Source organism: Candidatus Methanoperedens sp. (assembly GCA_027460535.1).
In the GTDB taxonomy this organism is placed as follows: domain Archaea; phylum Halobacteriota; class Methanosarcinia; order Methanosarcinales; family Methanoperedenaceae; genus Methanoperedens.
In genome coordinates this window covers 273,112-296,553 of record JAPZAR010000027.1, presented here as the reverse complement: position 1 = coordinate 296,553, position 23,442 = coordinate 273,112, and the positions used below count along the sequence as shown (strand labels likewise).

Annotated in this window: 34 protein-coding genes and 1 tRNA gene; 7 read left to right on the top strand and 28 right to left on the bottom strand. The window is 46.5% G+C overall.

Annotated elements, in window-relative coordinates:
• Positions 1–77 precede the first annotated feature (77 nt).
• Positions 78–344, bottom strand: a complete 267-nt coding sequence (locus O8C65_12935) for a YgiT-type zinc finger protein (protein MCZ7357827.1) — start codon at positions 342–344, stop codon at positions 78–80.
• Positions 341–523, bottom strand: a complete 183-nt coding sequence (locus O8C65_12930; GenBank protein ID MCZ7357826.1) for a hypothetical protein — start codon at positions 521–523, stop codon at positions 341–343. Before O8C65_12930 ends, O8C65_12935 begins: the two co-directional genes overlap by 4 nt.
• An 84-nt stretch (positions 524–607) precedes the next feature.
• Between O8C65_12930 and O8C65_12925 the strand changes: the two genes are divergently transcribed.
• The 5 genes from O8C65_12925 to O8C65_12905 all read left to right on the top strand — a co-directional run bounded on the left by O8C65_12925 (position 608) and on the right by O8C65_12905 (position 4,604).
• Entirely contained in the window at positions 608–838 is a 231-nt protein-coding gene (locus O8C65_12925) for an antitoxin VapB family protein (protein ID MCZ7357825.1), read from the top strand.
• Positions 835–1,218, top strand: coding sequence for a PIN domain-containing protein (locus O8C65_12920; protein MCZ7357824.1), 384 nt, complete (start codon positions 835–837; stop codon positions 1,216–1,218). The genes O8C65_12925 and O8C65_12920 overlap by 4 nt, the downstream gene beginning before the upstream one ends.
• Before the next feature lie 115 nt (positions 1,219–1,333).
• Positions 1,334–2,023 carry a 7-cyano-7-deazaguanine synthase QueC gene (queC, locus tag O8C65_12915; protein ID MCZ7357823.1) on the top strand — a complete coding sequence of 230 codons (690 nt, stop codon included), beginning with the start codon at positions 1,334–1,336 and terminating at the stop codon, positions 2,021–2,023.
• Between the two features lie 54 nt (positions 2,024–2,077).
• Entirely contained in the window at positions 2,078–3,199 is a 1,122-nt protein-coding gene (locus tag O8C65_12910) for a Rid family detoxifying hydrolase (GenBank protein MCZ7357822.1), read from the top strand.
• A 367-nt stretch (positions 3,200–3,566) separates the two neighbouring features.
• A complete protein-coding gene (locus O8C65_12905; GenBank protein ID MCZ7357821.1) occupies positions 3,567–4,604 on the top strand; it encodes a hypothetical protein in 1,038 nt (345 codons plus the stop codon).
• 161 nt (positions 4,605–4,765) lie between these two features.
• On the opposite strand, the gene O8C65_12900 is transcribed toward O8C65_12905, so the two are convergent.
• The 23 genes from O8C65_12900 to O8C65_12790 all read right to left on the bottom strand — a co-directional run bounded on the left by O8C65_12900 (position 4,766) and on the right by O8C65_12790 (position 19,371).
• Positions 4,766–5,425 (bottom strand): ABC transporter ATP-binding protein, encoded by a 660-nt coding sequence (locus O8C65_12900; protein MCZ7357820.1) that lies wholly within the window; start codon positions 5,423–5,425, stop codon positions 4,766–4,768.
• Complete coding sequence (locus tag O8C65_12895; GenBank protein ID MCZ7357819.1) at positions 5,418–6,587, bottom strand: ABC transporter permease; 1,170 nt, start codon at positions 6,585–6,587, stop codon at positions 5,418–5,420. Before O8C65_12895 ends, O8C65_12900 begins: the two co-directional genes overlap by 8 nt.
• Positions 6,588–6,591: 4 nt before the next feature.
• Positions 6,592–7,812, bottom strand: coding sequence for a hypothetical protein (locus O8C65_12890; protein ID MCZ7357818.1), 1,221 nt, complete (start codon positions 7,810–7,812; stop codon positions 6,592–6,594).
• Positions 7,813–7,886: 74 nt separating this feature from the next.
• Positions 7,887–8,798 (bottom strand): DNA-3-methyladenine glycosylase 2, encoded by a 912-nt coding sequence (locus O8C65_12885; GenBank protein ID MCZ7357817.1) that lies wholly within the window; start codon positions 8,796–8,798, stop codon positions 7,887–7,889.
• Positions 8,799–8,823: 25 nt separating this feature from the next.
• Positions 8,824–9,210 (bottom strand): hypothetical protein, encoded by a 387-nt coding sequence (locus O8C65_12880; protein MCZ7357816.1) that lies wholly within the window; start codon positions 9,208–9,210, stop codon positions 8,824–8,826.
• Positions 9,203–10,036, bottom strand: coding sequence for a menaquinone biosynthesis protein (locus O8C65_12875; GenBank protein MCZ7357815.1), 834 nt, complete (start codon positions 10,034–10,036; stop codon positions 9,203–9,205). The genes O8C65_12880 and O8C65_12875 overlap by 8 nt, the downstream gene beginning before the upstream one ends.
• Positions 10,037–10,125: 89 nt before the next feature.
• On the bottom strand, positions 10,126–10,464 hold the full coding sequence (locus O8C65_12870) for a P-II family nitrogen regulator (protein MCZ7357814.1): 339 nt from the start codon (positions 10,462–10,464) through the stop codon (positions 10,126–10,128).
• A gap of 61 nt (positions 10,465–10,525) precedes the next feature.
• Entirely contained in the window at positions 10,526–10,948 is a 423-nt protein-coding gene (locus O8C65_12865) for a DUF86 domain-containing protein (protein MCZ7357813.1), read from the bottom strand.
• The gene (locus O8C65_12860) at positions 10,945–11,346 is read right to left on the bottom strand and encodes a nucleotidyltransferase domain-containing protein (GenBank protein ID MCZ7357812.1); all 402 of its coding nucleotides are present in this window, start codon (positions 11,344–11,346) and stop codon (positions 10,945–10,947) included. The genes O8C65_12865 and O8C65_12860 overlap by 4 nt, the downstream gene beginning before the upstream one ends.
• A 189-nt stretch (positions 11,347–11,535) precedes the next feature.
• Entirely contained in the window at positions 11,536–12,408 is an 873-nt protein-coding gene (porB, locus tag O8C65_12855; protein ID MCZ7357811.1) for a pyruvate synthase subunit PorB, read from the bottom strand.
• Positions 12,405–13,592 carry a pyruvate synthase subunit PorA gene (gene porA, locus O8C65_12850; protein ID MCZ7357810.1) on the bottom strand — a complete coding sequence of 396 codons (1,188 nt, stop codon included), beginning with the start codon at positions 13,590–13,592 and terminating at the stop codon, positions 12,405–12,407. Before porA ends, porB begins: the two co-directional genes overlap by 4 nt.
• The gene (gene porD, locus O8C65_12845) at positions 13,589–13,849 is read right to left on the bottom strand and encodes a pyruvate synthase subunit PorD (GenBank protein MCZ7357809.1); all 261 of its coding nucleotides are present in this window, start codon (positions 13,847–13,849) and stop codon (positions 13,589–13,591) included. The genes porA and porD overlap by 4 nt, the downstream gene beginning before the upstream one ends.
• The gene (locus O8C65_12840; protein MCZ7357808.1) at positions 13,846–14,391 is read right to left on the bottom strand and encodes a pyruvate ferredoxin oxidoreductase subunit gamma; all 546 of its coding nucleotides are present in this window, start codon (positions 14,389–14,391) and stop codon (positions 13,846–13,848) included. The genes porD and O8C65_12840 overlap by 4 nt, the downstream gene beginning before the upstream one ends.
• Before the next feature lie 248 nt (positions 14,392–14,639).
• Positions 14,640–14,789 (bottom strand): 30S ribosomal protein S27ae, encoded by a 150-nt coding sequence (locus tag O8C65_12835; protein ID MCZ7357807.1) that lies wholly within the window; start codon positions 14,787–14,789, stop codon positions 14,640–14,642.
• A 5-nt stretch (positions 14,790–14,794) separates the two neighbouring features.
• Entirely contained in the window at positions 14,795–15,214 is a 420-nt protein-coding gene (locus tag O8C65_12830; GenBank protein MCZ7357806.1) for a 30S ribosomal protein S24e, read from the bottom strand.
• Positions 15,214–15,750, bottom strand: a complete 537-nt coding sequence (locus tag O8C65_12825; protein ID MCZ7357805.1) for a DUF359 domain-containing protein — start codon at positions 15,748–15,750, stop codon at positions 15,214–15,216. The genes O8C65_12830 and O8C65_12825 overlap by 1 nt, the downstream gene beginning before the upstream one ends.
• A gap of 1 nt (position 15,751) precedes the next feature.
• Complete coding sequence (locus O8C65_12820; protein MCZ7357804.1) at positions 15,752–15,937, bottom strand: DNA-directed RNA polymerase, subunit E''; 186 nt, start codon at positions 15,935–15,937, stop codon at positions 15,752–15,754.
• Positions 15,937–16,578 carry a DNA-directed RNA polymerase gene (locus O8C65_12815; GenBank protein ID MCZ7357803.1) on the bottom strand — a complete coding sequence of 214 codons (642 nt, stop codon included), beginning with the start codon at positions 16,576–16,578 and terminating at the stop codon, positions 15,937–15,939. Before O8C65_12815 ends, O8C65_12820 begins: the two co-directional genes overlap by 1 nt.
• Positions 16,579–16,601: 23 nt before the next feature.
• Complete coding sequence (locus O8C65_12810; GenBank protein MCZ7357802.1) at positions 16,602–16,970, bottom strand: DNA-binding protein; 369 nt, start codon at positions 16,968–16,970, stop codon at positions 16,602–16,604.
• Positions 16,967–18,196, bottom strand: a complete 1,230-nt coding sequence (locus O8C65_12805; protein MCZ7357801.1) for a translation initiation factor IF-2 subunit gamma — start codon at positions 18,194–18,196, stop codon at positions 16,967–16,969. The genes O8C65_12810 and O8C65_12805 overlap by 4 nt, the downstream gene beginning before the upstream one ends.
• 133 nt (positions 18,197–18,329) lie before the next feature.
• A tRNA-Arg gene (locus O8C65_12800) sits at positions 18,330–18,401 on the bottom strand.
• Positions 18,402–18,427: 26 nt separating this feature from the next.
• Entirely contained in the window at positions 18,428–18,880 is a 453-nt protein-coding gene (locus tag O8C65_12795; protein ID MCZ7357800.1) for a methylated-DNA--[protein]-cysteine S-methyltransferase, read from the bottom strand.
• A 2-nt stretch (positions 18,881–18,882) separates the two neighbouring features.
• Positions 18,883–19,371 carry a universal stress protein gene (locus tag O8C65_12790; GenBank protein ID MCZ7357799.1) on the bottom strand — a complete coding sequence of 163 codons (489 nt, stop codon included), beginning with the start codon at positions 19,369–19,371 and terminating at the stop codon, positions 18,883–18,885.
• A gap of 87 nt (positions 19,372–19,458) precedes the next feature.
• Between O8C65_12790 and O8C65_12785 the strand changes: the two genes are divergently transcribed.
• Together O8C65_12785 and O8C65_12780 are read left to right on the top strand one after the other, a co-directional pair.
• The gene (locus tag O8C65_12785) at positions 19,459–20,031 is read left to right on the top strand and encodes a hypothetical protein (protein MCZ7357798.1); all 573 of its coding nucleotides are present in this window, start codon (positions 19,459–19,461) and stop codon (positions 20,029–20,031) included.
• A 42-nt stretch (positions 20,032–20,073) separates the two neighbouring features.
• The gene (locus O8C65_12780) at positions 20,074–20,592 is read left to right on the top strand and encodes a nitroreductase family protein (GenBank protein MCZ7357797.1); all 519 of its coding nucleotides are present in this window, start codon (positions 20,074–20,076) and stop codon (positions 20,590–20,592) included.
• Here O8C65_12780 and O8C65_12775 read toward each other — a convergent pair whose 3' ends face one another.
• From O8C65_12775 to O8C65_12765, 3 genes are read right to left on the bottom strand one after another with little or no spacing between them, the layout of a single operon-like run.
• Entirely contained in the window at positions 20,593–21,159 is a 567-nt protein-coding gene (locus O8C65_12775) for an adenylate kinase family protein (protein MCZ7357796.1), read from the bottom strand.
• A gap of 28 nt (positions 21,160–21,187) precedes the next feature.
• Positions 21,188–22,282, bottom strand: coding sequence for a histidinol-phosphate transaminase (gene hisC, locus O8C65_12770; protein ID MCZ7357795.1), 1,095 nt, complete (start codon positions 22,280–22,282; stop codon positions 21,188–21,190).
• A complete protein-coding gene (locus O8C65_12765; GenBank protein MCZ7357794.1) occupies positions 22,272–23,429 on the bottom strand; it encodes an acetylornithine transaminase in 1,158 nt (385 codons plus the stop codon). The genes hisC and O8C65_12765 overlap by 11 nt, the downstream gene beginning before the upstream one ends.
• Positions 23,430–23,442: the final 13 nt, after the last annotated feature.

Sequence of the window (23,442 nt, the reverse complement as noted above, 5' to 3'; positions counted from 1 at the left end):
GCGACTCTGGGCGCCTTTATCTGCGGTTTTTTATTTTAATGGACGGCGCCTTCCACAGGCTGGAATGTAGTAGATTATTAAGCTGAATCTGATACTGTTACCTGAAATGACTGTCCGATCGGTTGGAAGTTTGCCACTTCTTTGCGTTCTAATTTTCTCCTAATCTCCTCGAAGAGTTTAACCGTTTCCTGCGAATACAGTCTCTCTCCGCAGTGCTGGCAAACCTCTGCCCTGACTTTTATGATAGCGGTATTCACGCCTCCTCTCAAGAGCTTCTCAACCTCTTTCTCTACAAGCTCACCGCCGCAAATAGGGCACTTATCGAATGGTTTTGTATGTGTCATCGGTTCATTTTACCGTGCAGTTCACGGAGCATCTCTTCAATGGAGGTTACTTTCTTAACCCGCCCATATTTTATGTCAAGGTCGCTTCTTCGCAGCGCTTCCATCGTTCTTGGATTACTGAGAATTTCAATTGAATCAACGAGAACGTCTAAATCTTCCATTGCTATCGATTCAGTCATGTTTTCAAAATGGAGCTATATCCGTATAATGATTACTCAAAAATATGATTAAGTATAAATACACGTATAAATACACTTATAATCATGGCACATAAAACACTGACGATCTCCGAAGAAGCCTATGAGGCACTGGCTCAACTCAAGAAAGAAGGGGAAAGCTTTACTGAACTCATAAAAAGGATCACAGGTTTTGTAAGGAAAAGACCTCTCAAAGAATTTGCCGGAAGATTGAAAGATGAAAAATTTGAAAAAGCAACTCTTGAGATCAGGCGTTCTGGACTGGATGTATCAAGATTAGAGAGAACAAAGCTATGACTGTGCTCGACACTGATTTTTTAGTGGCATTATTGAGAGGCAATACCGATGCAAAAGAACTTGCCGATAGGATTAATTTTCCAAAGACCACTATCATAAATGCCTTTGAGCTTTATTATGGAGCAAAACGCTCCAAAAAACCTGAAGCTTCTCTTTCCGAGGTCATTTCATTACTTGATTCCATTGATGTGCTCGAATTTGAAAAACATGCTGCTCTATTAGCCGCCCAGATCCAGGCTGAGTTAATGAATTCTGGAGATCCGGTGAATATACTGGATATTCTTATAGCCGGGATCGTTAAGGCAAACGATGAAGAAGTTTTTACAAGAAATGTGGATCATTTCAAGCGCATAAACGGTCTTAAATGGAAACAATGGTAAGAACGAATGTAATAGGTTTGATATCGAAAATGAATGGCAGCAATCTGGAGCTTCCCCGACCCTGCCATATAATACCTGCCCAGATTTTAAATATCCATCAATCATATCTCCACATATGAAATCCATCGTTCTACTTTCATCCGGTCTTGATTCCACGGTCGCCTTCAAAGAAGCATACGACAGGTGCGACGAAGTCCATTGCGTGACCTTCGATTACGGCCAGAGGGCTCGGGAAAAAGAAATAGGATTCGCAAAAGCCATTTGCAAGCAATTCAAGGTAAACCATCTCATCATCGAACTTCCCTGGTACAGGACATTTCGCGGCGCGCTCACCGGCAAAGAGAAGCTCCCGGAAATATCAGCGGATGAACTCGATAACAAAGCGATCACACAAAAAGCTGCAAAACAGGTCTGGGTGCCTGCACGGAACGTGGTCTTTCTTTCTATCGCCGCATCACTTGCCGAGAATTATGAATACGATTTCATAGTCACGGGTTTCGATGCCGAGGAGGCTGTAACGTTTCCTGACAACACCCCTGAGTTCGTGAAAAGGTTCAACGAGATGTTGAAGTTCGGAACACTCACGCAACCTGCGGTCTATACGCCCCTGGTTTCCCTGGATAAGGCCGGGATAGTCAGAAGAGGGCTTGAGAATGGGGCACCTCTTGAATGGTCCTGGTCGTGTTACGAAGGTAAAGAAAGACCGTGCGGTGTATGCGAGTCCTGCAGGCGGCGGGAGAGGGCTTTTAGCAATGTTGGGGTAAAAGACCCGCTTCTTGAAAGGCTGAAATCCGGTTCGAAATAAATTTAAAAAAGTTTAAATACGATAGAATTTTTTTACACCCTTCAGGTGGAAGTTATGAGGACAAACTTAGTTAAAATTTTAGCTGTACTGTTTGTTATAGCGGCAGTGTCCACAACAGGATGCGTGCAGCGAGTTGATGAGATATACTCCGGAACGAACATAGGCGCAAGCCCGATAACGCCATGGAGCGATACCAAAATAGTCCCCGAAATCGATGCTTCGGCATATATACATCCGCAGGCATCCGTGATCGGGGCCGTACACATTGGCAGGAACGTAATGGTCTCTCCCCAGGCATCGCTAAGGGGTGACGAGGGGATGCCCATATACATCGGCAATGATTCAAATATCCAGGATGGCGTATCCATCCATGCTCTTGAGACCCGGGATGAAGAAGGAAGGCCGGTTGAAAAGAACCTGGTCGAGGTAGATGGCAAGAAATATGCTGTGTACATCGGGAACAATGTCTCGATGGCGCATCAGGCACAGGTTCATGGACCTGCAAGCGTAGGCGATGATACGTTTGTTGGCATGCAGGCATTCGTATTCAAATCAAGAGTAGGGAGCAATGTCGTGCTTGAGCCTGGCGTAAGGATTGTTGGAGTGAATATCCCGGATGGAAGGTATGTGCATCTGGGTATGATCGTTGAAAACCAGTCCGTGGCAGATGCTCTGCCCGTGATTACGGAGGATTACGTCTATAAGCATCTCAATGAAGGTGTGCTGAATGTCAACACCAACCTCGCGAAGGGATACAATAAAATGGATGGTGTCGTTGCTGCGGAAGAACCTGATTCGAAGGAAATCGTGAATACAAGTGCAGCGCCAAATGCTATCGGCCCTTACTCACAAGCTATCAAGGTGAATAAAATGATCTATCTGTCAGGTCAAATCGCAATCGACCCTAAGACTCAGCAGTTCATTGATGGTGATATAGAGACCCAGACAAAAAGAGTTCTTGATAACCTGAAAGCTGTTATTGAAGCATCGGGGGGTAGCCTTGAAAGTGTGGACAAGACAACTATTTATCTAACAGATATTAATGATTTTTCAAAAGTGAACGAGATTTATGCGTCTTATTTTTCTTTGAGCAAGCCTGCCCGTTCCACTGTATGTGTTGCAAAGCTTCCAAAAAACGCAAAGATAGAGATTGATGCGATTGCAGAGATAATTTGAAATGGAAATAAATGGAGGCAATCAGCATGAAGGTAGTTGCATTTAAGGGAAGCGCCCGGGGCAACACTGCAATTCTCTAATGACTACAAAATTAATACTGGATGGATAAGCCTTGATGAAGGATTAGGTTATGCAATAGCAATACCAATATTTATTATTGATGCCAATTTCTATTCCTTTTGTTGTCGGGAATGATAACCCTCATGGACACATCGATAGTACCGCATTAAGGATTTGATTCGATGCAAAAAAGGGGTAGAATAAATAAAGTGTGTAAAAAACGATATACTTAAAACAATTAATCAATTATTAATTATAAGATTAATAATCAACAAACTATTTACGAATTAGAGTATATTCAGCTATTATGGGATGGTATGGCACTGATGCGATTGATGCCGCACTTAAAAAGACTAAAAAAGCTCTCATGGAGCCGTTCGACTTCTGGAAATGGATACGACTGGGGATAATTCTGTTCTTCATAGGCGGGAGCGGCATTGGATTCTTGAATTTCAGCTTCCCGCCAAATTATAATTTGCCATCAAAGGACAGAATGGAAGGAGCGCCATCTATAGAGGAGATATTCAATCAGATAAATCAGTTCTGGGAACAGTACAAGACCTACATTCTTATGGCCTTCGCCGTAATCGTTTTCATAATATTGCTGTTCATTCTGATATCAAGTGTTATGGAATTTGTTTTCGTAGAGTCACTGGTAACAAATAGAGTTGCCATCCGGGCGCACTTCAAAAAATACCTGCGTCCCGGATTTGACCTGTTCATAATACAGACAGTCCTGGGTATAGGTCTTCTGTCGCTATTCATATTGGCAATGTTACCCATCGTGCAACAATTCCTGGAGCCGCGGATTACAGTAACCCCGGGGATGATCCTCGGCGGCATTCTACGGTTCATAATAGTAATGCTGTTGCTGGCCTTGGTTAGCGGGCTCATAAGGTCGTTCATAAGCCTTGCTGTACCGGTGGCGATGTATCAGGGAATTGGCATAGCAGAGGCAATAATAATAATTCTGGGAAGGTTCAAGCAAGACTGGAAGCAGATACTGGTCTACTGGGCGGTCAGGTTCATCGCATGGATAATTTTGTCGATCGCCGTGGGCATAGTGGCGCTGATACTTCTCGTGGTTTTAATCCTAATCCTTCTCATACCTGCTTTGATACTGTACTTCATGTTATCAGGGCTGGGGCATGGGACCGGTAGCATCGTATTCTGGGCAGTGATGATACCTTATGGAATTATCGCTGCCGGGGTATTGATATTATTGATGCTGATCGTATCCGTACCTGTGCCCACATTCATGAAATATCATTTGCTGACATTTCTGCAGGAGTGGTACCCAGGTGCGAGTATACGTCTCTTTAATTCAGGGGACACTGGAGCTTAGCCCTTAGGATCCGATCAATGCCTATAGTCCACAGTCACGAACCAGGCAGGATTGGAAATTCGGTGCATCAGGGAGGATGCTCAAGGATAGTAATAGTATTTCATGAAAGCACATGCACAGAACGCCGAATAAAGTAAGGGGAAACCTTTAATTTATCTTTTTCATGGAACAACTTTCCCGTCTTTGATCCTTATTATCCTGTCCGCTTTTTCGCCAAGATCAGGTTCATGCGTCACCATGATAATGGTCTGTCCATTGTCATTCAATTCCCTGAACAGTCCCACGATCTGGTTCGAGGATTCGGTATCCAGGTTGGCAGTGGGTTCATCTGCCAGCAGAATCGCAGGTTCGTTGGCGAGGGCGCGTGCAATGGCCACCCTCTGCTGCTGCCCGCCCGAAAGTTCACTCGGGAAATGCGCCGCTCTTTCGCTGATTCCCACGACTTCAAGGAGCGAAGCAGCCCGGTCATATCTTCGGTCATCCATGATCATTGGAAGGGCGACGTTCTCAAGCGCATCCAGTTCCATGAGCAGGCTGAAGAATTGGAACACAAACCCAAGTTTTTTCAACCTGAAATCTGCCCTCTCATTCTCATTCAATGAGGACACGTCAATGCCCTCGATGACGATTTTCCCAGATGTAGGTGTATCCAGGAGCCCTATCATGTTGAGCAGCGTTGATTTCCCGCTCCCCGAGGAGCCCATGAGGGCAACGAATTCCCCCTTTTCAATATTCAGATCAATGCCACGAAGAGCAGGCACCTCGACCTTTCCCATGTAGTATATTTTCTTAACATCTGAAAGTTCGATCAACCTATCCACTCCATATTGCTTTTATAATATTTGTCCTCGCAGCGATGATAGCAGGATATATCCCGCCAATGATACAGGTCAGGAGGATGGAGAGATCGGCCGCGATTATTGATCTTGAGGATATCCATGGTGTAATAACGAGTTTCATGCCGTATTCAGGCCGCATTATGATGGGATGCTGCTGCATCCCGTTTATGAGGAACATTCCGATCATAGTGCCCAGAGCTGTCCCTATGATCCCTATGAAGAGAGCCTCGGCAAGATAGATCCTAAGTATCACTGAGCCTCTTGCACCTATCGCTTTTAGCACCCCTATCTCGCGTATCTTGTTTTTCACTGTTGTATATATTATCAGGCTTATCGCGATTGCTGCAACAAAAATGGAGATAGCAGAGGTCAGGAGGGAGATTGCCCCGAACGTCTCGATCATACCCGCCATGCCGGCAGAAAGCTCCTGCCAGGTCTTTACATTGGAAAGCGCTGTCTCTTTCTGGATCATGGTCTTGAACTTCATCGAATCCTCGGGGTTTTCAAGCCTTATCAGTATGCTCGTGGCATCCTCTTTTTCGATAAGCTCTTTGACGGTATCGTATGTGGAGATTATGCCGTACCTGTCAAGTTCCCAGGTTCCCGTGCTGACAATGCCCTTTATCCTGAACTCCACCGGCTGTCTGTCCTGGTACTGGACAAGGACCGTATCTCCCACATCGACTTTCAAGACCTCTGAAAGTGACGTGCCGATCAGCAGTTCATTTTTGTCCTTGTCGTCGAGGAACTCACCTCTCTCCATGGTTTTAGCCAGCGTGGAAGCTTTTTCCTCAAGCGACGGTTTGATACCGAATATCGCTATACCGACCTTTTCTGTTTTCGATTCTATATCCACGCCACCGTTTATCCGCGGCGCAGCCCCTGCAATGCCTTTTATTCCCTGGACTTTTGACAGCACGCTTTCAGATTTCGCAATAACAGTCTCACCCGTGTTGGGCTGTATCTGCAGATGCCCGATATACACATCCACGGCATTCCCCACAAATGCGTTCTGCATCCCGTTATTCAGCGCCGTGGTGAAAAGTGGACCGACCACGCCTATTGTTATGGCCAGGATGACCATCAGGGTCTCGCGTCTCCTTTTTGAGAGGTCCTTGATGGCAAGAAAAAGCCAGGCTTTCATGATATCAGGTTTTCCTTCGCTTCCAGTATAATATCAGGGCTGCTACGACTGTTATCCCTGCTATGAAGGGAACGGGGTTCTGGCTGTCGCCCGGGTTGACTATCAGTATCAGCTCTCTCTGTATCTCCTGCTTTCCGAAATCATCTTCGTAACTTATCCGAAGTATGCCAGTCTTTTTCCCGCTCTTTGTCCCATCCAGTGTAAAAATGGCGTTTGAATAATCATCCTTTTTTATCTCACCAAGGTATGCAAGTGTGTCCCCTTCAAACCCGGATTCAAGGCGCGCGGTAACTCCTTTCGCGTCCCCCGTTCCTGTGTTTTCGATCTTCAGGGTGAGTGCGAAAGGTTCGTTTTCTTTTATCCTGGCAGGTTCCGTGGTCTTTTTTGCGATATCGAGTGTCGCCCTTCCCGCCGCTACGATCCCAACCTGCTTTGTCTCATTATATTCCACTCCTCTTTCGTCCATATAATCAAGTACGAGATCAATAGGATAATTTTTGGCCGCAGCATCTTTTTCCAGGGAGAACCAGAATTCAGCATCATTTTTCGATCCCTGCGGTATGTCTTTGAAAACGCGCTCGGAAGCAGAGGAAAGGGGCACAAGAGATTTATCTTCCGGGTTCAGGGTGAGCTTCAGCCATTTGATGCCATTATCGCCGACATTTTCAAAAGTGACTGCGATCTTGAAGACCTCGCCAGGCTCGATTTGCGAGTTGTTTGATGCCACGGAGACGTTTTTGACCTCTATGAGGGTATCGCCCTTGACAGCAACGGTGATCTTGCCATTGTATTCATTATTCTGACCGTAGAAAATCGTGTAAGGTATGTCATAGAGCCCGTATTTTGCGGTCCTGTCCACGTCTATCTTGAAAAAAGTCTTATGCGCCATCCTGGGAGCAAGATTGAAATACGGTGTATATTCATCCCCCGAGCCACCACTGCCTATGAGATAGCCCGGACTTGCCAGCTCTCCCATTTTATTGTTGGGAGGTACCGAGGCGGAAAAAGGATATCTTAAGAAAAGATATACTTTTACATTATCGAAAGAAGCATCCTCATTATTCTGGATGGTGAAATCCAGCCCGACGTTCCCGTCACCGGGCGAAAGGTGCGGGACGGATAATACATATATAACATCGAATGGAGAAGAGCTCGGCTGTCCCTGTGCTCCGGTGGCGGAGATTACCAGGATCAACAGAACAAATACAGAATTTATTTTGATCATCCATTTCTCCAGATATTAACTTTATTTCGATTCATATGATTTATAATCTGTGAACATTGCCAAATGAGGCTCTTTCATATTTTGATGCCCAGTTTCTCAGCGATCAACAGATAATATCCTGCCAGTCCTTTCCATTTTCCCCAGTTCTCAGCGATCCTTCGCCCCTCCATGGCCGTTATCTCTTTATCGTTACAATAGTAATGCGAAATAATCCTTCTCAGTCCTATATCATCAGCAGGGAAAGACTCCAACTTATGCATGCCCCTTATCATCGTAAGCTCTGCCGTCCATATCCCGATTCCCCGGATTTTGCAGAGTTCTTCGATAATTTCTTTTGTATTTTCATGGTTCTTGAAGTTCTCCAGATCCAGGTTGCCCTCTGTGATGGATCTGGAAATATCTCCTATATATTCTGATTTTTTCAGGCTCAATCCACATCTCTTCAGCATCTCAAGGTTTAGGGAAGCCAATTTTTGCGGCTCTGGAAATGCATAATAAATCCTATTCCCTATCTTCAAATTGTCGCCAAAATTTTTGATCATTTTCATTTGTATAGTGTGCGCCGCTTTCAGCGATATTTGTTGTTCGACAATTGAATCTACCAGGCTTTCAAAAACGGTCTGGGTCGTGGGACTTCTCAGTCCCCTGAGCCGGCGAGCTACAGTTGACATTAATTTATCATTTTTTATGCTTTCATAGAACTGTTCCAGGTCAAAGTCCAAATTGAAAATGGAAACGATGAATTCTTCGACTAATTTCCTGTCGTTATAGGTAATTTCTTCGCTGGAACTCAGTTCAATGGATAATTGCGGTTTATCAACATTCCCCGTAGATGTCACGGTGATAAGAATCAGTTTACCGTCTAATCTTATGACCTGCCAAAATTTCCCGTTCTCGTACCTTCGATACTGCGCATCACCATCAGAAAATATGATGGAACTCAATTCAAAATCAAACGGTGGCGAGGGGGTTATTTTCATTTCCATAGAGTTCAAAATTGAAGGACCGGCGTCATTCCACGATAATGCGTCCTTTGGGTATTGAGGGATGAATGGAACAATTGAATTCAAAGATCCCCGTTTTATTAAAAGTATAGCTCCACGAGTCTCTTTTATAGAGCGGCGGAGAACTGGAATTATCCACATTCACTATGTACAGAGCGCTGTCAAGATTCGTCCACCGCACAGTGGTTCCGTTAACTACCTTCATCTCGATTGGATTAAACCTGGAACCATGGATCTCAACATAGACGGTTGTGGGCTCCGGCACTGTATAAAGAGGAGGAGTGGCTGTCGCATCGGTCTTATTTTCAGTAACATTCTCGGCGGGTTTTTCATTAAGGCAGCCCGAAAGAGCCCCGATCAATAATATTGAACAAAGTATCCATGCTTTAAGCATCGCCATCATCCGTATCAAAGAAACGAAGTTCGACATCCCCTTCAATGCCGCATTCTTTTGCATATTTAAAATAAAGGAGAAGGCTTTCCACACTCTCGGTATCGAAATCATAATTCAAGGTATGCAGGTATTCCTGCATGAACCCGCAGTCGATTTTTTTCTCCCGTCCTATGGAATTGGCTATCTCGTTCACGTGTTCATAAGCATAGTCCTTTGACCGAAGCAATGCGTCCAGCGCATACCTTACTTTATCAGGATTCTCCCTGGCGAAATCCTCCCTTACAACCCAGATCGCATAGACCATTTTCTTCCCGGTCATCTTTTTCCATTCATTACCCAGGTCCGCAATAATGCGATGTTTTCCTATCGCATGGAGGGCACTGTCGCCAATCAAGAGGGCTGCATCTCCTTCCTTGAGCATACCACCGACATCATTCCCCTGGCACTGCCTGAATTTTATATTCACGCCCATTTGTCGTAATATTATCCTGATCAATGTGGCAGAACTTGCCGTTGTCTCAGGGATGCAGAGCGTTTTTCCCTCGAGCTCAGAAAGATGCATTTTACCGTTTGAGCATATCAGCACGCTTTTGGTAAAGTCATTGGATGTGATGGAAAGACGCGGTAATATGAGGAGATCCTTTCGTTTGGCGTACATGATGGAAGAAATTGGGCTGATATCCAGTTCGCCATTGAACAACTGCCGTGCGAGTTCAACTGGATGCCCTTCTGTGATCTTGATATCCTGCGCTTCTATCCTGCCGTGTTCCAATGCGTAATATGGGAAATCACAATTAGCAAAGGCGATCTTTCCAAGACGGATCATGTTCTGTTAGAATAGCAGTTTATGCATATTAGTTTGTTGGATGCCGAATAAAAAGAATAAATACTGGATATCAGTTATGGCATTGAAGCCTAAATGGCTTCCTTTCCACGTTCACCGGTACTGATGCGAACGACATCTTCAACAGGGTAAACGAAAATCTTTCCATCTCCAATCCTCCCGGTTCTTGCAACGCCTGTTATGGCCTCTATCACAGGCTCGACATCTTCGTCATTCACAACCATATCCAGCTTGAGCTTTTCCAGGAATTCAACGTGGTATTCGCCCGCACGCCACTGCAAACAGATGCCTTTCTGCTGTCCCCGTCCCTGCACTTCCGCGATGGTCATACCGATTATGCCCTTCTCCTGGAGCGCTATTCGAATCCCATCTAGATCTTCGGGTCTTATTATTGCCTCGATTTTCTTCATTTTGATCACCTTATGCCTTCCTTTGAAAAAGAGATGCTACCCCCTTGCATTTATTCACAGGTTATTTTTGCATCTTCATAAAGTCAGTTATTCTCTCAATAAACTCATCGAAGTCTCCAAGTTTCTCGTTGAAAAACTCGTACGAAAGTCTATCATCTATTCCGCCATACCTGTGAACAATAATATTCCGGAAGCCCTTCATGGATTTTAGCTTTTCCTTCATTTCGCTATCGATAACCCCATTTCTAAGTAAAATTTCAACGATTTCGCCATCCGATTGCGGTATCCCAAGCCTGAGATCGGTATTGATGATGGCACAAATATCAAAAACATTTTCGATGGAGAATTCAATCCTCTTGTACATGCCGTCTTTTACAAGCCCAAGCGATGCGAACGTTTCAAAACTATCAGGTAAATTTTCCCTGATAAGCTCCAGGCTCTCCCGGATTTCTTCGATTTTTGTCCTAATTATTTCTGTCCTCATGCAAGGGCCCTCTCCCCGATATAATCATAGAAACGATACTTGAAATCCTCAAATTCTTTTATTGTCGAAATCGCAATTTCATACAGATATTCTTCATCTCTGCAAAAAATAACTTTGCCTTTCAACACCTCTTTTTTCACATACAAGGGAAGCTGTGCAAATATCTGGACATCGAAATAATCAGGGAGTTCCGATAAAACACTGAGCCTGAACTTTGAACGTTCGTAATCAGATTCCGCCTCAATATCGATACAAAGGTCGATATCCGAGTTTTCACGTGTCATACCCTTGACAGCGGAACCGTACAATATGATAAATCTGACTTTTTCAAACCCATAGATATTTTTGAGCCTCTCCACACTACTTTTTAAAAGTTCGTCTATTTCATCAGGGTTCATTCAAATTGCACATATTATCTAACAGTGATACAGATATAAATTATTATTGATAGTAATAGTGCCCCATTTGACTTTTATAACAAAATACTTAAAAAATAGTATAATTCACGATTCACTAACTGCATGCAATTCACAAATGGAGCAGCTTGGCTGATTTTGATTTGAGGCGGATTCCGGTTGATAAAGCACTCACTCCAGCTCGAAATGCTTCACATTCCAGTCCGCGATCGCCTGTATCTTCTTAATCTCCTCGGCACCGCCTTCCATTGTGAAGAGATGCTTGAACCTTCCCTGGACTTTGAGGTATTCCTCGACTGGCTTGCGGTTCCGCAGCTTGCGTACACCTGTAATCTCGCCATTCTCCATCTCGTATAATGGCCACATTGCGGTTTCCACTGCCAGCTTTCCAACCTCGATCGTTTTTGAACCCTCGAACTTCCAGCCCGTGCAGCAGGGCGCGTGAACATGCACATAGGTCGGTCCCTTCGTCTCTGCCGCTTTCTTCACCTTTTTCATCATATCGGGGGCATAAGCCACCGACGCTGTGGCAATATAGGGAGATCCATGAGCCGCTATGATAGCAGGCATATTTTTCTTATGCTGGGGATTGCCGAACGATACCTTTCCAGAAGGGCTGGTGGTCGTGCTGGCATAAAGCGGGGTCGCACTGCTTCTCTGGATACCGGTGTTCATGTAGGCTTCGTTATCCACGCAAATATAAGTGAAATCATGCCCGCGCTCAAACGCTCCGGAGATGGCCTGCAGGCCAATATCCAGTGTTGCACCGTCACCACCGATCGCGATTATCCTGGTATTGTTCTTTTTACCCATTGCCTTGAGCGCCGCCTCAACGCCAGATGCAACGGCCGCAGCATTCTCAAAGAGAGAGTGTATCCAGGGCACGCCCCAGGCAGATTCGGGATAGGGGGTGGTGAAGACCTCCAGGCAGCCTGTGGGACTCACAATAATACAGTCCTCGCCGATAGCATCAAGAACGAACTTCCCTGCGAGGGCATCGCAGCATCCAGCGCACCCGCGGTGACCGGGTTTAAGAAGGCTCATATGAAATCCTCCCTCAGGTCTGCGAATTCGCTTTCAATGAATATCCCCTTTTCAACCAGCTTGGCTTTATTTATGATCTTCTTGATGGTATTCATGGAAATATCCCGTCCTCCATGCCCGAGCATGAAACCGATAACAGGAGTGCGAAGATCGGTATTATGGAGGCATGCCTTGACCTCGGTGCACAGTGCGCCTTCGTTCTTTCCTATGGAGATATTCTTATCAAGGGTAACAACGACTTTGGCGTTCTTCAAAGCCGCGCGAATAGCATCTGCGGGGAAAGGCCGAAATGCCCTTACTTTGAGAAGGCCGACCGATTCCCCCTTGCTTCTGAGCTCGTCTATCGTGTCCTTTATCGTACCGATGACCGAACCCATAGCCATTATAACTATATCGGCGTCATCAAGCGCATAACCGTCGATCAGCCCGCCGTAATATCTCCCATACACGTCCTTGAATTCACTGGCGACTTCCTCTATTTTCTTAAGTGCAACACCCATGGCTTTCTCCTGATTGTACCTGAACTCCGTGTATGTGCTCGGGTCTGCGAAAGCCCCGAATGACATTGGGTTTTTGGGGTCAAGCACGAATTCCGGGGAATAAGCTGGCAGGAATTCATCCGTCAGGCTCTGCTCAAGCAGGATCACGGGCTCATAAACATGGGAAAGGATGAACCCGTCCATGCATGACATCGCAGGCAACAGAACCTCAGGGTCTTCCGCGATCTTATAAATCTGTGGTACCATATCAGCAGACTCCTGGACATCCTCTGCATAGAGCTGGATCCAGCCGGCATCTCTCTGCGATATTGAGTCCTGCTGATCGTTCCATATATTGATGGGGGCACTCAGCGCCCGGTTCACCACGGTCATAATAATAGGCAGTCTCATGCCGGAGGCATTGAATAGCGCCTCATGCATCAGCGCAAGTCCCTGCGAGGTCGTTGAGGAATAGGTCCTTGCCCCTGTGGCGCTGGCTCCTATCAGGGCAGAGATCGCTGAGAACTCTGATTCCACGTTCATGTACTCGCAGTTCATTTCACCGTCTGCAGCGAACTGTGACAGGTCTTCCACGATATGTGTCTGAGGGGTTATAGGGTAGGCTGATATCACATTGGGCCTGCACACCTTGACCGCGTGCGCGACTGCGTAAGAGCCTTCCACGACTTTCATCCTGTTCCTCATTTTCCCTCCAGCACCATTTTTATTGCTTTCTTAGGGCACTCGTTCGCACATATGCCGCAGCCTTTACAGTATTCATAATCAGGCTCAAAATAGCCGTTCTCCAGTTTGTACACGATCCCCTCCGGGCAATACATGGCGCAGATGCCGCACTTACTGCAGAGCTTATGATCAAAAACAGGCATGAATGAACGCCATGCTCCGGTCTTGTTCGCACGTGTGCTCCCGGGTTTGACAACAGTCTTAATAATAAGTTTCATCGCTGCGCCTCCATGAGATCGTAAGCCACCTGAATAGCCGCGGCGTTCTTTTCTCCAACTTTTCCCGGGAACCTCTCCATCACCGCGTTTTTTATGGACTCCGGATTTATGAGACCAGAGACTCCGGCAAATGCTCCGATCAATGTAGTGTTAACAATTGGTTTCCCGATGAAATCCATTGCCAGTTTCGTAGCATCAAGTGTCTTAACGGCTGCCTTTGTCTCAAGGTTGAATGATTCAGGGCTTTTTTCAGTATTAATGAGAATTATCCCTTCAGGTTTGGCTCCCGCCGCAACGTTGACAACATCGACGAGTGTCGCGTCCTGCACTATGACATAATCAGGTTCGTATATCTGGCTTCGAAGGCGTATCGGTTTATCGCTCAGGCGCACGAAGGCCGTTACAGGAGCGCCTCTTCTTTCAACGCCGAAAGCAGGGAATGCCTGGCTGTATTTCCCGTCTTCAAATGCTGCCACTGCCAAAAGCTCGGCTGCGGTAACAGAGCCCTGCCCGCCGCGGCCGTGTATTCGAATTTCCTTCATTTATCTTCTCCGGAATAACTGTTTAATATATATTTTATTTTTTTAATAATTAATCGTGATGGATGCAGTCCACAATTGCATTATGGTATTTATTCTTTGCGGGAGATGACCGTATGAAACATAATTTCCAGCACGCGTCTTGAATGGCTGGCTTTTGCCGGCGCTGAAGGCCGATTTCTCATGTCCACGGGGGTAGTGCATTGAGCGAGAATCAATGCATGGAATTGGGGAAAAATGAGGATAATAAATTATTTCTTGAATTCAGTATAACCGCACTTCCCGCATGCGTACCTGTTATTGTGCTCTCCGAGAAATACGCCCGGACCGCATCGCGGACATGACTGCCTGATCTTTTTTGCTTTATTTCCACTTACTTCGTAAAATTCATGTACTGCCATTGAAATCACTTCTTTTCAGGTTCTTTCTTTGCTTCAGCCTTTGTTTCCTTTTTGGCTTCAGGTTCCTTCTTTGCTTCTGGCTTCGCTTCCTTCTTGGCTTCAGGTGCTGCTGCCTCTTTAGGTGTGGCCTCTGCTGCGGCACCCTCAGCAGCTTTGGGCATCCCTCTTACAACGAGATGCTGATGTGCCAGTTGCTTCAGTCTCTCTTCACTCTGATAAATGCTGGCCGCCCCAAGAACTTCATGTCCCCCGAATTCCGTGTCAAGATGCTCTATGACAATCAATTCGGGTTTGGAATTAGCTAATGCGGCAAGCTTATTCTTTACTTCTATCCTCGAGGGTGTTCCCTTGTTCTTAATTCTTAAAGAGATCTCTCTTCTGTTCAAAAAGGGATTTGTCTTGTCTTTAATGATTTGAAGTTCCATTATTTTTCCTCCTTGCATTTCATTCTATCAAGTAATGATTGGATTTCTTTTTTCTTTTGATCTGTTACTCTGACCAATACCGCCCCTTCCTCCGGCAACCCATATATAACTACTGATGAAATGGGTGCCATCGCAATCGCGGGTAAAGCAGCCAGATCCTCCTCGCCCTTGACAAATATTCTTACGGGATTTTCGGATTCCATAGCTTTTGATACTTCCTGCAATAGTTCTTCCGTTATCGTTCCCGGCGGGTTTTCGACCATAATGGTTTGAAAACGGGGATGCTTCGTACCATGCGTTACTTCATCGGAAGCGCGGCTTCGCTTTGTCCTGTCATCCACGAAGGATATATTCGGAACCAGCCCCGCGTTCAGGAGATTGAACGTCACGATATCTCCAACAGTGATTATTTTAGTGGGGTGTATCAAATCTCCGATGATCCGTCTTGCGGTTTCGATCCCATCCCCCCGGTAAAGTTCCCCATGGAGTTTCCGGAGTTCGGTCCTTAATTCGCTCGGGAGGCAGTATCTTTTCAAACTATCGCACCTTTAATGCGTACTTCCCTGGTAACGTAACACTCAGTCTTTTTGCGATCTGGGATTTTGCAGGGTCGATGATCACTACATAGCCGCTCCAGTCTGAGGTCAGGGATGTTGAATTGCAGACCTGGCATACCTGCCCTGTGACTATCCTGTGGCATTCTTTGCAGACGTTCTCGGCCATTATGCTTCACCCTTTTTGGACTCTTCCACTTTCTTTATCTCTGTTTCTTCTTTCTTTTTCTTCTTTGGTTTTGCTTTTTCTTCAGGACCTTCCTTTGGTTTACGTGCTTCTTCAAGCCAGTCCAATTTTCCAAGGGCATGCTGGCGCATGGTGAGACCGATCTTGCTGTCCCTAGGCTCACGCTCGTTGAGGCTCACTGCGACTATCCTTGCTCGAACGCGATCCCCAACGGTAATTGAGCGGCCGGATTCCTTGGTTATCAGGCGGGAATTTTTCTCATCGTAGCTCACGAACTCATCTGTAAGCTGGCTGACATGGACAAGACCGTCAAGCGGACCCAAACCCACAAATATGCCGAACTCAACGACCTCGAGAACGCTTCCTTCTATGATTTCCTGAAGTTCGGGCATGAAGGTCACTGCATCGAAGACCGTATCATAATAAACTCCGGCATCCCCGCCCAGTATATGCCCTTCTCCCACTTCTATGACATCTTTTATTGCCACTATTGCCCCGATTTTTTTATCCACGAGGCCTTCAAGTTTGTCGCGCAACGCGAGCTTGACTGCTTCCTCTACAGGTTCACCAAGTAATTCAGGTGCAATCCTAACCGTGTCTGCCAATCTCATTTTTTTATACATTTGAATCCTCTTAATAAAAGATATTATAAACTTAAATGCGTCTTGTCCCGAAGGTGTACAATAGTAACTCCCTTACTACATAATCTTTTCTTTAATTCTGCATCACTGGTAAGACAGGCGGCTTTTGTTTCAAGGGCCATTTCAAGAATCACTTCATCTGCAGATCCTTCTTTTTCAATAATCGTACACCTGTCCAGCAGGGAAAGGCCGATCTTGGCCGCGGCCCTATCCTTTCCTCTGGCCTGTGCATGAATTCCTTCAAGCTCTCTGACCGCAGCCCGTGGGACAAGATACGAATCGAAACCCAATCTTCCCAGTTCCGAAAAAATGTCCACCCCGAACTGGCCAGGGATCATCAGTCCGTTGGTATCCAGTATCACTTTCCTCTTCATTTAAATTCTTTCAACGTGCCTGAACCGATAAGCCTCCAGCGTGCCCCAACACGGCGGCTGATGGCTATCTTCGCACCTTTGTCGGCACATACGGGTCTTTTGAGTTTGACCTCGGCGTCATTGGGCCGGGCGCTTGTGACAACCCCTATGGTCGTGGCCGTGCCAATATTGAGCATCAATGGCTCATTCGAACGTATGGGATCGACTTTGTATTCATCGCTCACCCCTACAACTCGGGGGAGGAGTTTTGTCTCCATGACGAAGCCTTCTATAGTGGGCGGGATCTTGCCGGGGATACCCGCGACCTGCCCCACAAGGGCATCGCTCTTAGTTAAAAACGGATCAAGATTGGTTCCGACACCGATGAGCCCGCCCGGTATTGCTTCATCCACTTCCTCGCTGCCGGAGAGTATCGTTGTGACTTTGGTTTTGATCGGTACCCATTTTACTGCCCCACCCGCTTCGACTTTCCTGCCAGGGCGGAGCTCTATCGCATCACCGGGATGGAGACGGCCGCAGTTTAATGTACCCCCGATAACTCCGCCAACCAACTCGTCCGGCGTGGCACCGGGTTTGTTGACATCAAAGGAACGCGCCACGAACATCAGCGGCGGTTTTTCCAGGTCGTGTTCAGGTGTGGGTATATATTTTTCGATAGCCTCTATGACAAGATCTATGTTCGCATTCTGCTGGGCTGAAACCGGGATTATGGGAGCATCTTCAGCCACAGTCCCTTTCACGAAGGTTTTTATCTGGTCATAATTTTCAAGCACTTTTTCGCGTGTAACAAGGTCTATCTTATTCTGGATGATTATGATATTTTTTATGCCAATGATATTCAATGCCATGAGATGTTCTTTGGTCTGGGGCTGCGGGCATTGTTCATTCGCTGCAATGACAAGAAGGGCGCCGTCCATGAGCGCTGCCCCCGATAACATGGTGGCCATCAGTGTCTCGTGACCCGGCGAATCAACGAAAGAGATCGGTCGAAGGACTTCGGTTTTCGCCCCGCATTTTTCACAGATCTCTTTTGTGGTATATGCATCGGGTTCGGGGCAGCTGGGACATTTTCGGAGGACGATATCTGCATAGCCGAGCCTTATCGAAATTCCTCTTTTTATCTCTTCGCTGTGCCTGTCCGTCCAGACACCCGAGAGTGCCTTGACAAGGGTGGTCTTTCCGTGATCAACATGTCCTACGATGCCTATATTTACAACAGATTGCAATTAAATCCTCCGAAAATAATGTGCTTACATTAGACTCTTTGTATTTAACCGCTTTGCGCATGAATCCGACGTTCAAGAATGGCGAAAGTAAAAGGGGATTGGGCAATGGTGCCGGATCATTGTGGGTGATGAGCGCCCCGACTGGGACTTGAACCCAGGTCTTAAGATCCGCAATCTCAAAGGATATCCGCTACCCCATCGGGGCCCGGCTCAAAATTCATTTCCAAGCTATTAAAGGTTATTGGCCTTCCTTTCCTCAAGTTCGAGCAAACGGGTCTTGATATCCAATCCTGCGGAATAGCCTCCGATTCCGTTTTTCGCCACCACCCTGTGACAGGGAATAATGATCGGTATGGGGTTATTTGCAAGCGCATTGCCCACTGCGCGGGCAGCCCTGCTGCCTATCCTGTTCGCGAGCTCTGAATAGGTGATCGTCTCTCCATACCTGATTCTTGCTGTTTCGCAAAGCACTCTCTTTGAAAACGTCGATAGCTCCGATATGTCGAAACCGCACGAGAACTCGGTCCTCTCTCCCCTGAAATACTCATCCAATTCAAAGCTGACCTTCAAAGTTTTCTTCACAGGTATGCCCTTTTTGCCCCTGACAAATCTTATTGAGCTCAATCCGGTATTATATTCAATTTCAACATAACAATCAAGCGGCTCTGCAAAGATAATATCCATGGTCATTTTTCAACAAGAAGGACAGGAATTTCCAGGTTCTTAAGCAGCTCTTCTGTTATGCTTCCCATTTTGGGTCTCTTAAATCCAGATTTTCCATGCGAGGACATAATTACCAGGTCGATTTTTTCTTTATTGACCGCCTCCTTCAGAACATTCACCACTGTCTTGGCGGAGATCCTCTCATCCCGCAGGACACTTTTCACGCTTATTTTTTGTTTCACGATGGCTTTCTTCAGGATCTCATGATATGTTTGCATCAGATATGTCAAAGGCATTTTTGATATGTCCCCCGCCAGTTTCGGGTTCATTTCCTGAATTCTTTTCTTAAACAGGCTGTCTTTGTCCTTTGATGAAAATACCGATACAAGCACAATACCTGCACCATACTTACCGGCAATGCTCACCCCATACTTTAGTGCGTTCTCTGAAATCTTTGATCCATCGAGCGGGATCAATATGTTCTCGAATTCCCAGAGTGAGTCTTTTTCCATTGTGGTCAATATTGGCGTCTGTATATTAAAAAGTTAGCAGGCTGCCCACCAAAGCATTTATCGGGTTTGTTACCAAATCTAGTGTGGATGTCAGACCAATTATACAATATCCTCACGGAACTGCTTTCGCAGAAACAGATGTCCATCAGCAGCATAGCGCGGGAGTTAAAGAAAAGCGGCTATGACCACCACAGGTTGATCCTCACGGGATACCTGCGAGCGCTTCACGATATGGGATTTCTTGAGGAGATCGATATACCGCCTTCAAAAGTATATACCTTCAAGGCAGGAATGAAACGCGATATATACGGTATCGTGAAAGAGCACCTTAAAGATGTTGATATCTCTGAGAGGCTTGAACTTGCTGTTTTTATCCTGTCATCGCTTTTCCACAGGCCATGCTTCAAATATGAACTCGCACTTCTGGGGATAGAGGCGCAAAAGACAAAAACTGTTAAAGAATCAAAGGACGCAAGGCTCAAAGAGCACAGGAATGCAGTAACACGCATTAAGATACCACCTGATGACCCTGCTTATGAGATCAGCGGAGATGAGAGCAGTATTCTGGGTCGGGGAACAGAGATGCTGATTGATATTATTAATGAATTGATCGACCTTGATGGGTTGAAGGCAAAATTCCAGCAGACCAAACTTGCCTGAATTTTAAATACTATTAATAACAATAATTCATTGGGTGTATTTATGGAGTGCATGGAAGCTATCAAGGAGAGGCGGTCTGTCAGAAGATTTAAAGATAGTGCCGTTGGAAGAGAGCTAATCGAGGAATTGCTGTACGCAGCGCAGATGGCACCATCTGCGGGTAACCTTCAGGCACGGGATTTCATAATCGTTTCGAACAAGACCACAAAACAAAAGTTAAGAAAAGCCGCCCTTGACCAGCCCTCCGTAGAGCAGGCCCCTGTTGTTATCATTGTGGTGGCGAACATCGAACGTTCGTCCCGCATATACAAGTCACGGGGGGAACTCTATGCCCTCCAGGACGCCACGGCCGGCGTGATGAACCTTCTCCTTGCCGCACACTCAAAAGGGCTTGCCACGTGCTGGGTGGGTGCATTCGATGAATATGCGGTAAGCGACCTTCTCGGGATTCCTTACAATACAAAGCCGATAGCCATTATTCCCGTGGGATACCCTGACGAAGAACCGGTCGCACCGCCCAGGATGGGGATGGATAAAGTCGCCCACTGGGAAACCTGGTGACTATTGTTCAACCTGGTCAATCCAGCTGATCTTCCCGGGTAAGAATTCCTGCGGGGTATTTCCGGCTTTTAGAGATTCTATTATTGAAATGACGGATTTTACAACAGACTGAAGATTCCTGTCAGTTGTATCAACCTCAAAGACATTCGTGTTCCTCTCAACAGATTCCACAAGTATAACATCCAGGGCCTCGGCATTGGCATTCTCCTTTACTTTTTCAAAAGAATATTCCCTTCTTTTACCGAGGCGTTTCCTCAAAGCCACAGGATGAGCCCTCAGCACAATAACAGCATCTGCAGGAAGGAAATGCGAGAGATGCCCTTCCATTATGATATCCATTGATCCCGGCATCTGGCTGATTATCTGTTCAACCCGCTCCTCCAGTTTTTCAAGGTCTGCCTCATACGAATTCCGTTTCTCATCCTTCCCGGTGTAGAGCTTCTCATCCATAACGAGTTTATTAAGGTTGATAATGCTGTACTGCTTCCTGTACCTTGAATGCTCACTTATGAAGCCGCAGACTGTGGTCTTCCCTGTCCCCGGTGTTCCTGTCAAGGCGATTATCATGAGCCCACGCTCTGTACTTCATGGTGTTTCATCGTAGGATCGAACCCATAGCGGCTATGACTTTTTCGTTCTGGAGTTCAGTGCCCACGGTTATTCGTATAAGCGAGTTCCCGGCACCCCTGAAGGATGTGCAGTCGCGTACTATTATTCCCTTCTCCAGGAGCAATTCAGAAATCTCTTTGGCCGTACGCGGTGATACGTCTATCAGGATAAAATTCGCATCCGAAGGATATACTTTGCACAGGGATTTAAGGCCCCCGGCAAGCTGCATTCTCCCTTTTCTCACGGTCTGTATGCTTTTCTGAAGATGTTCTTTGTCATTGAGAGCCGCGAAACCGGCAGCGGATGAAAGCACGTCCATCGAGAAAGGTGTCATGACCTTCAAGTATTCCTTGCATATCCATTCGGGCGCGAGCGCATAACCCATACGCATCCCGGCTAATCCGAACGCCTTTGAGAAGGTTCGCCCGACTATGATGTTGTCATATTCCCTGACCAGTCCGGTCAGGCTTGTTTCGGAGAATTCCACATACGCTTCGTCTATGAACACAATCGCATCAGCCGATTCCAGGATGTTTCTTGCGGTTTCCTCGCTGACACTGTTACCCGATGGGTTGTTTGGCGAGCACAGAAAGATCATTCTTGTATTCCCATTAACATTTTTGAGGATCTTCTCGGTATCGATACTGAAATCAGGCTCCCTTTCCACAAAAACGGGTTTCCCGCCGTTCGCGAGCGTGGCGATTTCATAATACGAGAATGTGGGTATCGGTATCACCGACTCTGCCTCCTGCGACATGAATAGCCTCATCACAGTATCAAGGATGCCGTCCATGCCGTTACCTGAGACTACGATATTGTTCACAGGATAGCCCGTGTATGAGGAGATCGCATTTCTCAAATCGCGTGCACCTGGATCGGGGTATATGTGGATCCTCCCTGCCTTTTCCTTGATCGCTTTTACCGCAAGGGGAGAAGGGCCGAGCGGATTCTCGTTCGATCCGAGTTTTATTATTTTGTCCGGGTCAAGTCTGTATTCTTTGGCGATCTCTTCGATGGATCTCCCCGGCACATACTCCTTGATATCTTTGATACGAGGACGGAGCAGTTCTTCAAATCTCATCCAGCACCGACACCGCCCTGTCCAGCTGTTCTTTCGTGATGGTGAGGGGGGGAACAAATCGCAGAACGGATTCGGATGTGCAGTTAAGCAGCACCCCGCGTTCCCTTGCCCCGTTCACGATATCATCGCACTTTATGGAAAGTTCCATTCCAACCATCAATCCTTTGCCGCGTATCTCTATAATATAATCCTTATCGAGTGCTGCGAGTTTTTTCATGAGGTAATTACCAAGTTCGTCCGATCTCCTGACCAGCTTTTCTTTTTTGATCACATCTATGTTCGCAAGCGCCGCGGCGCATGAGAGTGCATTACCTCCAAAGGTTGATGCATGGTCGCCGCGCTCGAATCTCGCTGCAACATCCTCCCTTGCCAGCATCGCTCCCATGGGGAAGCCCCCGCCCATGGCCTTGGCAAGTGTCATTATATCAGGTACGATGCCCGAGTGTTCTCTTGCGAACCATTTTCCCGTTCTGCCAAAGCCGGTCTGGACCTCATCAAGTATCAGCAATGTTTCATTTTCGTCGCAGACCTCACGCACTTCCTTCAGGTAATCCTTTGAAGGTATTATCACGCCGCCTTCCCCCTGAATGGGTTCCAGTATCACGCCCGCAGTATCCTCATTGATCGCCTCTCTTATGGCATTTGCGTCATTGTAAGGCACGAATATCGCCGGAGCAAGCGGTTCAAAGGGTTTTCGGTATTTCTCCTTATGAGTGACGGAAAGCGCTCCCCGCGTTCTTCCATGAAAGGCATGTTCTGCTGCGATGAACTCCTTTTTGCCGGAAGCTTTGCGTGCAAGTTTCAAAGCGCCTTCGACCGCCTCAGTTCCTGAGTTGCAGAAAAAAACGCGATCCATCCCGGTGAGGTTGACGAGTTCTTCTGCAAGGAGCGCCTGCTGCTCCGTGTAATAGAGGTTTGAGACGTGTATCAACTCTTCAGCCTGCCTTTTGATCGCGGAAACTACAGCAGGATGGCAGTGCCCCACGTTATTAACAGCGATCCCAGCCACGCAGTCTATGTATTCTTTCCCGTTCACATCTGTGACCACGGCCCCGTTCGCTTTCTTTATTGCCAGGGGCTGGCGTGTGTATGTCGAGAATATATATTTCTCGAATTTCCCGACTATCTCATCATAATTAAGAGCCATTTCAATCCCTATT

What these genes read in the sequence shown, in the direction of transcription:
- O8C65_12935 (MCZ7357827.1), bottom strand. Translation starts at nt 344, where the DNA reads ATGACACATACAAAACCATTCGATAAGTGCCCTATTTGCGGCGGTGAG.
- O8C65_12930 (MCZ7357826.1), bottom strand. Translation starts at nt 523, where the DNA reads ATGACTGAATCGATAGCAATGGAAGATTTAGACGTTCTCGTTGATTCA.
- O8C65_12925 (MCZ7357825.1), top strand. Translation starts at nt 608, where the DNA reads ATGGCACATAAAACACTGACGATCTCCGAAGAAGCCTATGAGGCACTG.
- O8C65_12920 (MCZ7357824.1), top strand. Translation starts at nt 835, where the DNA reads ATGACTGTGCTCGACACTGATTTTTTAGTGGCATTATTGAGAGGCAAT.
- queC (MCZ7357823.1), top strand. Translation starts at nt 1,334, where the DNA reads ATGAAATCCATCGTTCTACTTTCATCCGGTCTTGATTCCACGGTCGCC.
- O8C65_12910 (MCZ7357822.1), top strand. Translation starts at nt 2,078, where the DNA reads ATGAGGACAAACTTAGTTAAAATTTTAGCTGTACTGTTTGTTATAGCG.
- O8C65_12905 (MCZ7357821.1), top strand. Translation starts at nt 3,567, where the DNA reads ATGGGATGGTATGGCACTGATGCGATTGATGCCGCACTTAAAAAGACT.
- O8C65_12895 (MCZ7357819.1), bottom strand. Translation starts at nt 6,587, where the DNA reads ATGAAAGCCTGGCTTTTTCTTGCCATCAAGGACCTCTCAAAAAGGAGA.
- O8C65_12890 (MCZ7357818.1), bottom strand. Translation starts at nt 7,812, where the DNA reads ATGATCAAAATAAATTCTGTATTTGTTCTGTTGATCCTGGTAATCTCC.
- O8C65_12885 (MCZ7357817.1), bottom strand. Translation starts at nt 8,798, where the DNA reads ATGGAAATGAAAATAACCCCCTCGCCACCGTTTGATTTTGAATTGAGT.
- O8C65_12880 (MCZ7357816.1), bottom strand. Translation starts at nt 9,210, where the DNA reads ATGCTTAAAGCATGGATACTTTGTTCAATATTATTGATCGGGGCTCTT.
- O8C65_12875 (MCZ7357815.1), bottom strand. Translation starts at nt 10,036, where the DNA reads ATGATCCGTCTTGGAAAGATCGCCTTTGCTAATTGTGATTTCCCATAT.
- O8C65_12870 (MCZ7357814.1), bottom strand. Translation starts at nt 10,464, where the DNA reads ATGAAGAAAATCGAGGCAATAATAAGACCCGAAGATCTAGATGGGATT.
- O8C65_12865 (MCZ7357813.1), bottom strand. Translation starts at nt 10,948, where the DNA reads ATGAGGACAGAAATAATTAGGACAAAAATCGAAGAAATCCGGGAGAGC.
- O8C65_12860 (MCZ7357812.1), bottom strand. Translation starts at nt 11,346, where the DNA reads ATGAACCCTGATGAAATAGACGAACTTTTAAAAAGTAGTGTGGAGAGG.
- porB (MCZ7357811.1), bottom strand. Translation starts at nt 12,408, where the DNA reads ATGAGCCTTCTTAAACCCGGTCACCGCGGGTGCGCTGGATGCTGCGAT.
- porA (MCZ7357810.1), bottom strand. Translation starts at nt 13,592, where the DNA reads ATGAGGAACAGGATGAAAGTCGTGGAAGGCTCTTACGCAGTCGCGCAC.
- porD (MCZ7357809.1), bottom strand. Translation starts at nt 13,849, where the DNA reads ATGAAACTTATTATTAAGACTGTTGTCAAACCCGGGAGCACACGTGCG.
- O8C65_12840 (MCZ7357808.1), bottom strand. Translation starts at nt 14,391, where the DNA reads ATGAAGGAAATTCGAATACACGGCCGCGGCGGGCAGGGCTCTGTTACC.
- O8C65_12835 (MCZ7357807.1), bottom strand. Translation starts at nt 14,789, where the DNA reads ATGGCAGTACATGAATTTTACGAAGTAAGTGGAAATAAAGCAAAAAAG.
- O8C65_12830 (MCZ7357806.1), bottom strand. Translation starts at nt 15,214, where the DNA reads ATGGAACTTCAAATCATTAAAGACAAGACAAATCCCTTTTTGAACAGA.
- O8C65_12820 (MCZ7357804.1), bottom strand. Translation starts at nt 15,937, where the DNA reads ATGGCCGAGAACGTCTGCAAAGAATGCCACAGGATAGTCACAGGGCAG.
- O8C65_12815 (MCZ7357803.1), bottom strand. Translation starts at nt 16,578, where the DNA reads ATGTATAAAAAAATGAGATTGGCAGACACGGTTAGGATTGCACCTGAA.
- O8C65_12810 (MCZ7357802.1), bottom strand. Translation starts at nt 16,970, where the DNA reads ATGAAGAGGAAAGTGATACTGGATACCAACGGACTGATGATCCCTGGC.
- O8C65_12795 (MCZ7357800.1), bottom strand. Translation starts at nt 18,880, where the DNA reads ATGGATATTATCTTTGCAGAGCCGCTTGATTGTTATGTTGAAATTGAA.
- O8C65_12790 (MCZ7357799.1), bottom strand. Translation starts at nt 19,371, where the DNA reads ATGGAAAAAGACTCACTCTGGGAATTCGAGAACATATTGATCCCGCTC.
- O8C65_12785 (MCZ7357798.1), top strand. Translation starts at nt 19,459, where the DNA reads ATGTCAGACCAATTATACAATATCCTCACGGAACTGCTTTCGCAGAAA.
- O8C65_12780 (MCZ7357797.1), top strand. Translation starts at nt 20,074, where the DNA reads ATGGAGTGCATGGAAGCTATCAAGGAGAGGCGGTCTGTCAGAAGATTT.
- O8C65_12775 (MCZ7357796.1), bottom strand. Translation starts at nt 21,159, where the DNA reads ATGATAATCGCCTTGACAGGAACACCGGGGACAGGGAAGACCACAGTC.
- hisC (MCZ7357795.1), bottom strand. Translation starts at nt 22,282, where the DNA reads ATGAGATTTGAAGAACTGCTCCGTCCTCGTATCAAAGATATCAAGGAG.
- O8C65_12765 (MCZ7357794.1), bottom strand. Translation starts at nt 23,429, where the DNA reads ATGGCTCTTAATTATGATGAGATAGTCGGGAAATTCGAGAAATATATA.